The organism is Nocardioides secundeburneus (assembly GCF_039939255.1).
GTDB lineage: Bacteria > Actinomycetota > Actinomycetes > Propionibacteriales > Nocardioidaceae > Nocardioides.
Genome location: NZ_JBDUUE010000001.1, coordinates 823,582 through 836,184, shown reverse-complemented (window position 1 = coordinate 836,184; position 12,603 = coordinate 823,582). Strand labels below are relative to the sequence as shown.

Genomic DNA, 12,603 nt, shown 5'->3' with positions numbered 1-12,603 from the left:
CGGCGTGAACGGCCCGGCCCCCGAGATCGTCCCCGACCCGACCATCCCGCTGCCGCCCTACGAGCTGCGCATGGGCGGTCGGCACTTCAAGAAGGACCCTGCGTTCGTGAACGCCGGCGTGCGCGACGTCCGGCAGCTGCGCCAGCGCGCCGGCCTCGGCCGCCGCAAGCGCGTGCTCGACTGGGGCTGCGGCGCGGGCCGGCTCGCGGTCGGCATCAAGCACCTGCTCGGCCACGTCGAGGACTACCACGGCGTCGACGTCCAGCCGGCGCTGATCGGGTGGGCGCAGGCCCACCTGGCCGACGAGCACCACCGCTTCACCCTCGTCGACGCCCACAACGCCCGCTACAACCCCCGGGGCCGGCCGTCGTTCGACATCCCGGCCGACGACGGCAGCGTCGACGTCGTCCACGGCTACTCGGTCTTCAGCCACATGCTCGCCGACGACGTCGCGGGCTACGCCGCCACGATCCGCCGCATCCTGGCCCCCGAGGGCCGCGCCTGGCTGACCGCGTTCGTGGAGGAGGAGGTTCCCGACTGCGTCGAGAACCCCGACGACTACCTCGACCTGCGCTGGGACGGCGCCCTGCACTGCGTGCGCTACGAGCGGCACTTCTTCGAGCAGCTCATGTGGGACGCCGGCCTCGCGGTCTCCGAGTTCGTCCACGGCAAGGAGACCGACGGGCAGTCGGTCTACGTGCTGCGCCGCCGCTAGCCGCCGCTAGCCGCCGGTGAGCCCGGAGACGAAGGAGAAGTCCATCTCGTCCTTGTAGACCGAGAGCTCGATCCCGGCGGCCGTCGCGGTGATCTCGGGCCCGACCTGCCAGCCGACGTCCTTCACCGAGCCCGTCGCGGCGTCGATGGTGAGGTAGGCACCGGACTTGAAGCTGACCTCGGTGGGTCCGCCGGGCACCTTGCCCTTGCTGCCGGCCACGAGCGTGACGGTGCCGGCGCGGTAGTCGGCGGTGAGCTCGGCGAAGGCGAAGAGCATCGGCAGCGTCTCGACCGAGACCTCACCCGAGATCTTCTCGCAGTTGACCTTCATCTCGTGTCCCTCCCAGCCGAGCTTGAAGCTGATGCGGGCCAGGTCCGACGGGCACGGCCCCTCGGTCGCGACGGCCGGCTCGGCGGGGACGTCGAGCAGGTCGGCCGGCAACGGCTCGACGCAGAACTGCGCGAACTGGGCGGCCGAGGTCATCCACCGCCGCGCCTCGTCGAGGACGACGTGGTACAGCTCGCGCTCGACCTGGGCGATCGAGAGCAGCACGACCTCGTGGGCCGACTCCTCGGCCAGGTTGGCCGCCACCGCGCTGCGCAGCGTCGAGGTGGCACGCAGACGTCGTGCCGACGCGCTCTGGAGGTCGTTCATCTCCTGCACCCAGTGCCGGTGCGCCTCGGCGAGGGCCGGGCGGCAGTGGTCGTTGATGTAGCGGAACGAGCACCCGCCCTGCTCCCGCCCGGCGCAGGCGGCGTCGGCCTCTCGGACGATGCGGCCGAACGTGCCGTCCGTCCCGCCGCCCCAGAACTCGTCCCACCAGGCCTGCAGCCGGTCACGGACGCCGGCGACGTCACGCTCGAGGTCGTCGAGGTCGGGGGTGTCGATGCGCTGGCCGAGGTCGAGCAGGCCCGCTCGACGGACGAGCTCGGCCTGCGAGGCCCGGGCGTCGGCGGCGTCGAGACGACCGAGGGCGTCGTCGAGCCGGCGCTCGTGGGCCACGAGCTCGTTCGCGAGGTCGACGGTGGCGGCCTGGTAGCGGTCCTGCATCGCGACGAGCTGCGCCGGCGACTGGGCGAGGGGGAGCACCCGCAGCGCCGTGGGCCGGCCGCGGCGCAGGTCGACGCGGGTGGCGGGGTCGATGACGACCGGCGGCTGGTCGGGGGTCGAGGCGACATGGGTGCGTACCCGCGACCTCCCCGCCAGGCGGGCGGCGCGCGGCAGGCTGCCGCCGGCGCACGCCTCGACGGTGGCGAGCCCCGTGTCGGCCTCGGTCAGCACCGGGCTCGAGGCGCGGACGGCGGTGAACCACCGACGCGCCTCCTCGAGGCGTCCGGTCATGACCAGGGCCTGGCCTCGGACCGTGGCCGCGACGGCCTCGACCGGCACGCCCATCGCCGGGGTGCGGGCACGGCGCGTGCGGGCGGCGTCGAGCAGGGCGATCGCCTCGTTGGGCAGGCCCAGGGTGGTCGCGACGGCGGCCGCGTTGACCAGGTGCGTCGCCACGGTGGGCTCGAGGTCGGCGGCGCGCAGCAGCGCGGCCAGGGCGAGCCCGGGCACGCCCTCGATCACGCCGGTCGCGGCCAGGTGCTGCAGCGCGACCGGGTCGCCGTAGGCGCTCGAGGCCCGCAGGCGGCGCACGCCGTCGGCGGCGTCGCGCTGCAGCCGAGCGTCGAGCGAGGCCCGGGCCGCCGGCAGGGTGAGGGGACGCACCGGGTGCACCTGGGCGCACCGCGCCTTCATCATCTGGACGGCGAAGGTCTCGTCGGTGGCCGTGCTCGTGGCCGAGAAGCTGTCGATGGTCGTCGCGCCGGGGTCCATCACGGGCAGGGTCGGCACCGGCGTCCCCGGTGCCGGGGGCGTGGCCGGACGGGCCACCACGCGGACCGTGCCCAGCACCCGGCAGTTGTTGCGCTCGTCGCGCTCGACCACGCGACGCGTGACGTCGGCGCACACGCGGAGCGTGAGCACGCCGGCCGGTGTGGTGGCAGGTACCCGGACGACGACGGGCCGGGTCACGCGGGCGCGGCCCCGCAGGGCGGGCGTCGCGACGTGCGCCCCGGCCACCGACCGGCCGCGGACGACCAGGTCGGCCCGCACGACGGAGGCCCGGGCGGCCCGGCGCTGGGTGTTGCGCACGGTCGCCACGACCCGCAGCGAGGCGCCGGCGGTGACGACGCGGGGCGCGACCGTGCCGGCGGTGACGACCAGGTCGGGGCGCGCCGCCGCGCCGTGGGCCGGCGTGATCGCCGACGTGCCGGCGAGGGTGGCCAGCACGGTGACGACGACGGACACGACGGACACGACGGCGGGCACGACGGCGGGCACGACGGCGGGGGCGGGAGAGCCCGGCCGGCGCGAGAGGGGCTTCGACATGCAGCGGACCCTGCCGCGTCGGGGTTGCAGTCTGCTTGCTGCACGTGGCAGTCCCCCGGCCGAGGGAGCCCGCGGAGCCCGAGGAAGCCCGGGAGCCGCCGCAGCGTCAGCCGACCGACCTCGTCTGCGCCGCGATGACGCCGGCGTACCACTCGAACGAGGTCTTCGGCGTCCGGTCGAGGGTGTCGCGGTCGACGTGCACGAGCCCGTAGCGCTCGCGCAGGCCGGCCGCCCACTCGAACCCGTCGAGGAGCGACCAGGCGTAGAAGCCACGCACGTCGACGCCGCGCTCGCAGGCCATGGCCACGGCCCGCAGGTGGGCGTCGAGGTAGTCGATGCGGGGCTGGTCGTCGACGACGCCGTCGGCGTCGGGCGCGACGGCGTACGACGCCCCGCACTCGGTGACGACGATCGGCGGCAGCGCCGCGCGGAACCGCGCCCGGAACGTGATCAGCCACTCGCGCAGGGCGTCGGGGACGACGGTCCAGCCGCGGTCGGTGGTCGGGTAGCCGAGCAGCTGCAGGAACTCGAAGGGCAGCTGCGCCTCGGGCGGTGCGGCCGCGACGCGGATGGGGCTGTAGTAGTTGACGCCGTAGAAGTCGAGCGGCTGGCGGATGACCGCGAGGTCGCCCGGCTGCACCAGCTCGTCCATCAGCGGGGCGAGGTCGACGGGGTAGCGCCCCAGCAGCATCGACTCGATGAACATGCCGTTCCACAGCGAGTCGAAGAGCTTGGCGGCGCCGCTGTCGGCGGGGTCGTCGCTGGCCGGCCAGATCGGTGCGTGGTTGTTGGCGCAGCCGACCTCGCGGGCCCCGGCGGCACGCAGCGCAGCGACGCCGTGGCCGTGGCCGAGCAGGATCTGGTGGCTCACGTGGAGGGCCTCGAAGTACAACCGGACGCCGGGCGCCTGGGTGCCCTCGCCGTAGCCCTGGAGGGAGGCGACGTTGGGCTCGCTCAGCGGCACCCAGCGCGCCACGCGGTCGGCCAGGCGCGTGCCGACGACCGTGGCGTAGTCGCCGAACGCGACGGCGGTCGCGGGGTTGATCCACCCGCCGTCGTCCTCGAGCGACTGCGGCAGGTCGTGGTGGTAGAGCGTGGCCATCGGCTCGATGTCGCGGGCCAGGAGGCCGTCGACGAGCCGGTCGTAGAAGTCGAGACCGGCGGGGTTCACCGGCCCACGGCCCGACGGCAGCACCCGCGACCACGACACCGAGAAGCGGTAGCCGCGCACGCCGAGACGGGCGAGGAGGTCGAGGTCCTCCTCGAGCCGGTGGTAGTGGTCGGCGGCCACGGCGCCGTCACTGCCGTCGGCGATCGCGCCGGGACGACGGGTGAAGGTGTCCCAGATGCTCGGCCCGCGCCCGTCGTCGGCCACCGCACCCTCGACCTGGTAGGCCGCCGTCGCCGTGCCGAGCACGAAGCCCGGTGGCAGGACGGGAGGGGCGGACCGAGGTCCACCGGGCGGGGGTGACACCTGCACAATCATGCCCGTGAGTGCTGAGATCCGCCGAGGAACCGACCGCTTCGTCGACAAGCAGCCCGGACGAGTGACCCGTCACTCGTTCGCGTTCGGCGACTCCTACGACGCCGACAACCTGCGTTTCGGGCCGATGGTCTGCCACGACGACCACTTCCTGGCCGACGGCCGAGGCTTCGAGACCCACCGCCACAGCGGCCTGGTCATCGTCACCTACGTCGCGACCGGCGCGCTCGCGCACACCGGCCCCGCCGGCGAGACCACCGTGCCGGCCGGCTCGATCGCCGTCCTGCGCACCGGCGCCGGCGTCGAGCACAGCGAGGTGGCGGCGGCGCCGCAGACGCGCTTCGTGCAGGTCTGGCTGAGCGACGAGCAGCCGACGGCCGAGCCCACGTACGACGTCCTGCCCGAGGGCGTGAGCACGGTCGAGCCGCTGCCGGGTGCCCGGTTCGACGTCGTCCGGCTCGCCGACGGCGAGACCTGCACGGTGCCGCCCGCGGCCCGTGCGCACGTCTACGTCGTCCGTGGCGCGCTCCTGCGCTCCTCGCTCGCCGAGCCGATGCAGGAGGGCGACGCGTTCCGCTTCGTCGACGAGCCCGCCCGCGACCTCGCGGCCGCCGTCGCGTCCACGCTCCTCGTCTGGACCTTCGCGGGCTAGGACGGCGGGCCGACCACCGCGAGGGCGCCGGGCAGCACCTCGACGACGGCCGGCTCGAGGGCGAGTCCGGGCAGGACGCCGAGCGGCTCGCCGTCGCCGCCCACGGGCACCGGCGGTCGGGCGTCGGCGGCCACCTCGACCCGACGGCCCCGCAGCACGGTCACCTCGTCGAGGTCGACGTGGGCACCGGCGTAGACCTTCGGCAGCGAGCGCAGCAAAGCCGGCTTGGACGCCGCCTCGATGACGACGACGTCGAGCAGGCCGTCGTCGACGACGGCGCCGGGCGCGATCCTCATGCCCTTGCCGTAGTAGGCCGAGTTGGCGACCACGACCGACGCGGCGGCGTACTCGCCGGTGACGTCGTCGACCGTGACCCGGAACCGGCCGGGCCGGTAGCCGGCGATCGCCCGGACGGCGGCGTAGGGGTACTGCAACCGGCGGGGCAGCCGGTGGGCGCGGTCGACGACCTCACCGGCGCGGGCGTCGATGCCGGCGTAGACCGAGCCGGCGACCCGGCGCGGGGCGGCGCCGGGCAGGGTCCAGGAGATCAGGTCGACGCGGCGGACGTCGCCGTCGAGCAGCAGCCGCGCCAGGGCCGCGCGGTCGTCGGGCAGGCCGAGCATGCGGGCGAAGTCGTTGCCGCGCCCGGCCGGCAGGACGGCGAGCGTGCCGTCGAGCTCGGAGACCGCCCCGGCGAGCGAGGAGAGCATGCCGTCGCCGCCGACGGAGACGACGACGTCGTCGCGCTCGACCGCGGCGCGCACGAGGCCGGCCATCGCCCGCGGGCCCGGCGAGTACGTGACGTCGACGGTGGCGCCGGCGTCGCGCAGCAGCCGGGCGACCGGGACGACGGCCTCCGGCGTGGCCCCGCCGCCCGACGCCGGGTTGACCAGGAACGTGAACGAGCGGGCCATCAGGCCACCGGCACCATGATCCCGGGGTTGAGCACCCCGGTCGGGTCGAGGTCGGCCTTGACGGCGCGCAGCACCGACCCGCCGAGCTCGCCGATCTCGCGGGTGAGCCACGGCCGGTGGTCGGTGCCGACCGCGTGGTGGTGAGTGATCGTGGCGCCGGCGTCGGTCATCGCGTCGGAGGCGGCGGCCTTGGCGGCGAGCCACTGGTCGAGGGTGGCGCTCTCGTCGCCGGCGGCCTGGGCGGCGACGGTGAAGTAGAGCGAGCAGCCCGTCTCGTAGACGTGGCTGATGTGGCACAGCACGAGAGCGCCCTCGCCGAGCGAGGCCGTCAGCGCGGCCTTCACCTCGGTGTAGAGGCGCGCGCGGTTGCTCCACCAGGTGGCGGTCTCCATGGTCTCGACGAGCACGCCGACGTCGAGCATGGAGTCGCGCAGGTAGGGCGCGTCGAAGCGTCCGTGCACCCACGCCTCGCCCGGCTCGGTGCCGAGCGGCGTGCCACCGAGCCCCTCGAGCACGGCGGTGGCGGCGAGCCGCCCGGCCTCGACGGCGTCCGGCTCGCCCTCGTGGCCGGTGATCATCAGGCAGCCCGGCTCGGCCTGTCCGGACGGCCCGATGGCGTCGGGGCGGGCCAGGTTGATCGCCGTCTCGGACTCGTCGGAGAGCCGGATGACGGTGGGCAGCAGCCCGGCCTGCGCGAGCGTGCGCATGGCGTCGGCGCCGGCGTCGAACGAGGGCCACCGCCAGCCCTCGTAGGTCGTGACGGCGGGCCGCCGGCGCACCCGCACCGTGACCTCGGTGATGACGCCGAACGCCCCCTCGGAGCCGAGCACGAGCTGACGCAGGTCGGGACCGGCGGCGTTGGCCGGCGCCGACCCGAGGCGCCACTCCCCGCGCGGCGTCGCGACCCGCAACCCGACGACCAGCGCGTCGAAGCGGCCGTAGCCGGCCGAGCTCTGGCCCGAGGACCGGGTGGCGGCGAAGCCGCCGATGGTGGCGTACTCGAACGACTGCGGGAAGTGCCCGAGCGTCAGTCCCTCGGCGCCGAGCAGGGCCTCGGCCTCCGGCCCGCGCAGGCCGGGCTCGAGGACGGCGGTCATGGAGACCCGGTCGACGCTGATCAGGCGCTTGAGCCGCACCAGGTCGAGCGAGACGAGTCCGGCGAAGCCCTCGCGGCGGGCCACGAGACCGCCGGTGACCGACGTGCCGCCGCCGAAGGGCACGACGGCCACGTGGTGCTCGACGGCCCAGGCCAGCACGGCGGCGACCTCGTCGTGCGAGCCGGGCCGGACGACGGCGTCGGGGGCGTCGGCGAGGTCGCCGGCGCGGGCGCGCAGCAGGTCGGGCGTCGACTTGCCGCGGGTGCGCAGCCGGCGGGTGTCGTCGTCGGTGCGCACGTGCTCGTCGCCGAGCGTGGCGCGCAACGGAGCGAGCAGGGCGTCGGCCAGACCGGAGGGCGGCAGCGGTGCGTCGTCGAGCGCGGGTCGCTCGTGCCACGGCCGGGGCCCGAAGGCCAGCTCGACCAGCCCGCGGGCGCTGTCGGGCAGGGCGGTGGCGCGGGCCGGGTCGCCCCAGCGCGACGGGTGCATCTCGGACGGCGTGGGTCGGGTCACGTGTTACAGTGTTACACATGACGTCACTTCGTCACAACGAGTCGGCGGACTCGCCCCGCGACGCCTACCTCGACGCCGCGCGCGCCTGCCTCCTCGACGTCGGCTGGAGGCGCACCACGCTCACCGAGGTGGCCCGACGCGCCGGCGTCTCGCGCATGACGATCTACCGCACCTGGGCCGACATGCCCACGCTGCTCGGCGACCTGATGGCGCGCGAGTGGACGGCGATCGTGGCCGGCACGTCGTCCCTCGAGGGCGCGGGCCTCGTCGAGCGCATGGTCGCCACCATCCGGGCCCTGCGGGTCAACGAGCTCTTCGTGCGCATCGTCGAGGTCGACCCCGAGCTCGTGCTGCCCTACCTGCTCGCCCGGCGCGGTCGCTCGCAGGACCTGATCCTCGCCATCGCCACCGAGGCCATCACCGCCGGCCAGGCCGACGGCACGGTGCGCGCCGGCAACGCCACCGCGATCGCCCGCGGCCTCGTGCTGGCCGCCCACGGGTTCGTGCTCTCGGCCCACACGATGGTCGACGACGCCGCCAGCGAGGCCGAGCTCGACGCCGAGCTGGCCCTCGTGCTCAGCCGGGCGCTCGCGCCGTGACGATCACGCCCGGCCTGGCGGGCGCGCCGGTCGACGTCGACCTCGTCGTCGTCGGCCTCGGCGTCACGGGCGCCGGCGTGGCGCTCGACGCCGTTACCCGGGGCCTGTCCGTGCTCGCCGTCGACGCCCACGACCTCGCCTTCGGCACCTCGCGCTGGTCGTCGAAGCTGGTGCACGGCGGGCTGCGCTACCTCGCCAACGGCCAGGTCGGCGTCGCCCACGAGAGCGCGACCGAGCGCGGCGTCCTCATGGAGGTCACCGCGCCGCACCTCACGCACGCGATGCCCTACGTCGTGCCGTTCACCGCCACGACCACGCGCACGCAGCGCGCGCTCACCGGCAGCGGCCTGCGCGCCGGCGACCTCCTGCGCCGCGGCGCCCACACCTCGCCCGACACGCTGCCCAAGCCACGACGCCTGTCGGCCACCGAGATCCGGTCGCTGGCCCCCGGCCTGCGCACGGCCGGGTCGGCGGGCGGCTGGCTCTCGTGGGACGGCCGGCTCGAGGACGACGCCCGCCTGGTCACCACTCTCGCCCGCACGGCGGCGTCGTACGGCGCCCACGTGCGCACCCGCGCCCGCGTGCTGGCCGCCACCGGACGCTCGGTCACGCTGCGCGACGAGCTCACCGGCGCGACGTCCGAGGTGCGGGCGCGGGCCGTCGTCAACGCCACCGGTGTCTGGGCCGGCGACCTCGTCGACGAGGTCACGCTGCGGCCCAGCCGCGGCACCCACCTCGTGCTGCGGGCCAGCACCCTGCCGGGCCTGCGCACGGCCGTGTTCGCGCCGGTGCCGGGCGCGCTCAACCGGTTCGTGATGGTGCTGCCGCAGCCCGACGACACCCTGTACGTCGGTCTCACCGACGAGCCGGTCGAGGGCGCCGTCCCCGACGTGCCCACGCCGTCCGAGCCCGAGATCGGGTTCCTCCTCGACGTCGTCGCGGCCGCCTTCGACCGCCCGCTGCACCGCTCCGACGTCGTGGGCGCCTTCGCCGGCCTGCGCCCGCTGCTCGACACGGCCACGACCGACGGCGAGGGCTCGACCGCCGACCTGTCGCGCCGACACGCCGTCCTGACGAGCCGCAGCGGCGTCACGACCATCGTCGGCGGCAAGCTGACGACGTATCGCCGCATGGCCCAGGACACCCTCGACGCGGTCGGCCTCGGCGGCCCGTGCGTCACCGCGACGACGCCGCTGCTCGGCGCCGCACCCCGTGCCGAGCTGGCGCTGCTCGAGCAGCCCGAGCGCCTCGTGCGTCGCTTCGGCACCGACGCCGCCCTCGTGCTCGACACCGCCCGCGAGGTCACCGGCCTGCCCGACGACGACCTGCTCGCCCCCGTCGCCGACACCGTGCCGACGACCCTCGCCGAGCTCGTCTTCGCCGTCACCCACGAGGGCGCCCACGACGTCGACGACCTCCTCGACCGCCGCACCCGCACCGGGCTGGTGCCCGCCGACCGGGCCCTCGCCGTCCCGGCCGCCCGGCGCGCGCTCTCGCTCGCGCGCCCCGACCGATGACATTTGCGGGTCGACCCGGTCTGTAGCGGAGAGGCAGACTGGCACGCGAGATCGGGAGCAGACGATGACTTCGACCATCGGGGACGAGATGACCACGACCGAGAGCGGCACGACGACGGCGACCGGCGTGGCGCCGGGGGCAGAGCTCGAGGACTTCGACGGGCTGACGGCGCGCTACCAGCGCGAGCTGATGGCCCACTGCTACCGCATGAGCGGATCGGTGCACGAGGCCGAGGACCTCGTGCAGGAGACCTTCCTGCGGGCGTGGAAGGCGAGCGCGACCTTCCAGGGCCGCAGCTCGGTGCGCACCTGGCTCTACCGCATCGCCACCAACGTCTGCCTGACCAATCTCGAGGGCAAGCCCCGCCGGCCGCTCCCGGCCGGGCTCGGCACCTCCGACCAGATGGCCGGCGACGCCCTCGAGGAGAACCACGAGATCGCCTGGCTCGAGCCGGTGCCCGACGCCGCCGTCGTCGTCGCCGAGCGCGACACGCTGCGTCTGGCGTTCGTCGCCGCGCTCCAGCACCTGCCGGCCCGCCAGCGCGCGGTGCTCGTGCTCCGCGACGTGCTGCGGTGGAGCGCCAAGGAGACCGCCGAGGCCCTCGAGACCACCGTCGCTGCCGTCAACTCGGCCCTGCAGCGGGCGCACGCCCAGCTCGGCGAGCGGGCGCTGACCGAGGACACCGTCGTCGAGGACCTCGACGAGCGCCAGCAGATGCTGCTCGACCGCTACCTCGAGGCGTTCTGGGCCAAGGACATCGACACCATCGTCAGCCTGCTCAAGCACGACGCGACGTGGGACATGCCGCCCTTCACCAACTGGTACCGCGGCTCGGCCAACATCGGCGACCTCATCGGCACCAAGTGCCCCGGCGGCGTCCAGGACATGCCGATGATCCCCACCGTCGCCAACGGCCAGCCGGCGTTCGCGCTGTACATGCGCTCGCCGCAGGGCGACTTCGTGCCCTTCCACCTCCAGGTGCTGCACCTCGAGGGCGACAAGGTCCGCCACGTGACGGCGTTCTTCGAGCCGCGGCTCTTCGAGACGTTCGGGCTGCCCGACCGGCTGCCGGCCGACTACGTGCCGGCCGCGCCGGCCGCCGTGCCCGCCACGACCCCCGCCGCCGACTGAGCGCGTCGTGGACCACCCCGACCGCGGGGTCGAGCTGCTCGAACGGGCCCTGGTCTACACGCGCGCGGCACTGCTGTACGTCCGTCCCGTTCACCTGTTCCGCCCCACGCCGTGCGCCGACTGGGACCTCGACCGACTGCTCGACCACATGCACGACGCCCTCGTCGCCTTCGAGGAGGGCGCCGCCGGCGAGGTAGCGCCCGAGCCCCCGCCCCACGCGCTCGACGTCCGCGTCGCGACCCTGCAGGCCAAGGCCTGCGACCTGCTCGGCGCCTGGAGCGGGGCCCGGACGACGCTCGTCCGCGTCGGTGGCATGCCGGTGCCGACGTCCGTCGTCGTGCGGGCGGCCGCGCTCGAGATCACGGTGCACGGCTGGGACGTCGCCCAGGCCACCGGCCACCGCAGCCCGCTGCCGCCCGACCTCGCGCTGATGCTGCACCCCGTCGCGGCCGCGCTCGTCGACGACGCCGACCGCGGCCACCGGTTCGCCTTCCCCCGTCACCCGGGCAGCGATCCCGCGCCGGCCGAGCGGCTGCTGGCCTTCCTCGGCCGCGACCCGGCCGCCGGCGTGCCCGACCTGACTGGTCCACTACGTCACAGTTACGCCGTTCGGCGGACGCGGGACCTCGACGCTTCCTAACCTGTGGGTCATGGTCGCCGCCACGCCTCACGACCTCGAGGCCCCCGACGACACCCGCCTCGACGAGGCGCGTGTCCTGGTCCGTCGCGGCCGCATCGAGGCCGCCGTGGCCGAGCTGCGCCAGCTCCACGCCGTCCACCCCGAGCACGTCGACGCCGCGGCCCTGCTCCTCGAGTGCCACCTCGCGCAGGGCGACCTCGGTGCGGCGCTGACCCTCGGCACGCTGCTCGAGCACGCCGACACGGCGGCGGCCCACCACGCCCGGGCCGAGCTCGCCTCGGCGATCGGCGAGCCCGAGCTCGCCGTCGAGCGGTTCCTCGCGGCCGGGCGGGCCCACGACGTCCACGGCCTCGACCTCGCGTGGCGCGCCGGCGCCGCCCTCGCCCTCATCCGCATCGGACGGCGCGCCGAGGCGCTCGAGCTCGCACGCGACCAGCACGCCCTCGCCCTCGCGACGGGATCACCCGACGACGTCGCGCTCGCGCTCCGGGTGCTCGCCACGGCCGATCCCGGCACCGGTGTCGCGCGCCTGCGCGAGGGGCTGGCGCTGCTGACCGAGACCGACGGCCCGGACCGCCTGCGGGCCCAGCTCCAGACCGACCTCGCCGGCCTGCTCGTGCTCGGGGGCGCCACCGGCGAGGCCCTCGCGCTCCTCCGCCCGGCCGAGCTCTACGCCGGCCGCGAGGGCCTCTGGCCGCTCCAGAGCCGGGTGCGGCGACTGCTCGACCGGCTCGGCGAGGCGCCGCACCGCGCGGAGTCCGAGACGCTGTCGGTGCTCACCGCGGCCGAGCGCCGCGTCGCCGTCCTGGTGCTCGACGGGCTCACCAACCGCGAGGTCGCCGACCGTCTCGTCGTGTCGGTCAAGGCCGTCGAGGGACATCTGTCGAAGGTCTACCGCAAGCTCGGCGTCGGCTCGCGCTCGGCACTGGTGGCCTCGGTCGGGCCGCGCCAGGCGTAGCGACCCC

Annotated in this window: 11 protein-coding genes; 7 read left to right on the top strand and 4 right to left on the bottom strand. The window is 75.2% G+C overall.

What is annotated here, in order from left to right:
- Positions 1–4 precede the first annotated feature (4 nt).
- On the top strand, positions 5–715 hold the full coding sequence (locus ABFT23_RS03800) for a class I SAM-dependent methyltransferase (protein ID WP_347892702.1): 711 nt from the start codon (positions 5–7) through the stop codon (positions 713–715).
- A gap of 6 nt (positions 716–721) precedes the next feature.
- On the opposite strand, the gene ABFT23_RS03795 is transcribed toward ABFT23_RS03800, so the two are convergent.
- Positions 722–3,091, bottom strand: a complete 2,370-nt coding sequence (locus tag ABFT23_RS03795; RefSeq protein ID WP_347892701.1) for a CARDB domain-containing protein — start codon at positions 3,089–3,091, stop codon at positions 722–724.
- A 106-nt stretch (positions 3,092–3,197) separates the two neighbouring features.
- Positions 3,198–4,565, bottom strand: a complete 1,368-nt coding sequence (locus ABFT23_RS03790) for a GH1 family beta-glucosidase (protein WP_347892700.1) — start codon at positions 4,563–4,565, stop codon at positions 3,198–3,200.
- A 16-nt stretch (positions 4,566–4,581) separates the two neighbouring features.
- Here ABFT23_RS03790 and ABFT23_RS03785 point away from each other — a divergent pair, with 16 nt between their 5' ends.
- A complete protein-coding gene (locus ABFT23_RS03785) occupies positions 4,582–5,226 on the top strand; it encodes a pirin family protein (RefSeq protein ID WP_347892699.1) in 645 nt (214 codons plus the stop codon).
- Here the strand turns inward: ABFT23_RS03785 and ABFT23_RS03780 are convergent.
- Entirely contained in the window at positions 5,223–6,140 is a 918-nt protein-coding gene (locus ABFT23_RS03780; RefSeq protein WP_347892697.1) for a diacylglycerol/lipid kinase family protein, read from the bottom strand. The two genes, ABFT23_RS03785 and ABFT23_RS03780, sit on opposite strands and share 4 nt — an antisense overlap.
- Positions 6,140–7,750, bottom strand: coding sequence for an FAD-binding oxidoreductase (locus ABFT23_RS03775; protein WP_347892696.1), 1,611 nt, complete (start codon positions 7,748–7,750; stop codon positions 6,140–6,142). The genes ABFT23_RS03780 and ABFT23_RS03775 overlap by 1 nt, the downstream gene beginning before the upstream one ends.
- Before the next feature lie 17 nt (positions 7,751–7,767).
- Between ABFT23_RS03775 and ABFT23_RS03770 the strand changes: the two genes are divergently transcribed.
- The 5 genes from ABFT23_RS03770 to ABFT23_RS03750 all read left to right on the top strand — a co-directional run bounded on the left by ABFT23_RS03770 (position 7,768) and on the right by ABFT23_RS03750 (position 12,596).
- Positions 7,768–8,349 carry a TetR/AcrR family transcriptional regulator gene (locus ABFT23_RS03770; protein WP_347892694.1) on the top strand — a complete coding sequence of 194 codons (582 nt, stop codon included), beginning with the start codon at positions 7,768–7,770 and terminating at the stop codon, positions 8,347–8,349.
- Complete coding sequence (locus ABFT23_RS03765) at positions 8,346–9,866, top strand: glycerol-3-phosphate dehydrogenase/oxidase (RefSeq protein WP_347892693.1); 1,521 nt, start codon at positions 8,346–8,348, stop codon at positions 9,864–9,866. Before ABFT23_RS03770 ends, ABFT23_RS03765 begins: the two co-directional genes overlap by 4 nt.
- An 88-nt stretch (positions 9,867–9,954) precedes the next feature.
- Complete coding sequence (locus tag ABFT23_RS03760) at positions 9,955–10,998, top strand: sigma-70 family RNA polymerase sigma factor (RefSeq protein ID WP_347892692.1); 1,044 nt, start codon at positions 9,955–9,957, stop codon at positions 10,996–10,998.
- Between the two features lie 7 nt (positions 10,999–11,005).
- Positions 11,006–11,638, top strand: a complete 633-nt coding sequence (locus ABFT23_RS03755) for a TIGR03086 family metal-binding protein (RefSeq protein ID WP_347892690.1) — start codon at positions 11,006–11,008, stop codon at positions 11,636–11,638.
- A 10-nt stretch (positions 11,639–11,648) separates the two neighbouring features.
- Positions 11,649–12,596: a LuxR C-terminal-related transcriptional regulator gene (locus ABFT23_RS03750; RefSeq protein WP_347892689.1), complete on the top strand. Its 948-nt coding sequence runs from the start codon at positions 11,649–11,651 to the stop codon at positions 12,594–12,596.
- Positions 12,597–12,603 lie beyond the last annotated feature (7 nt).

Excerpts from the sequence above, each read along its gene's own strand:
- ABFT23_RS03795 (WP_347892701.1), bottom strand. The coding sequence starts at position 3,091 with ATGTCGAAGCCCCTCTCGCGCCGGCCGGGCTCTCCCGCCCCCGCCGTC.
- ABFT23_RS03750 (WP_347892689.1), top strand. The coding sequence starts at position 11,649 with ATGGTCGCCGCCACGCCTCACGACCTCGAGGCCCCCGACGACACCCGC.
- ABFT23_RS03760 (WP_347892692.1), top strand. The coding sequence starts at position 9,955 with ATGACCACGACCGAGAGCGGCACGACGACGGCGACCGGCGTGGCGCCG.
- ABFT23_RS03780 (WP_347892697.1), bottom strand. The coding sequence starts at position 6,140 with ATGGCCCGCTCGTTCACGTTCCTGGTCAACCCGGCGTCGGGCGGCGGG.
- ABFT23_RS03770 (WP_347892694.1), top strand. The coding sequence starts at position 7,768 with ATGACGTCACTTCGTCACAACGAGTCGGCGGACTCGCCCCGCGACGCC.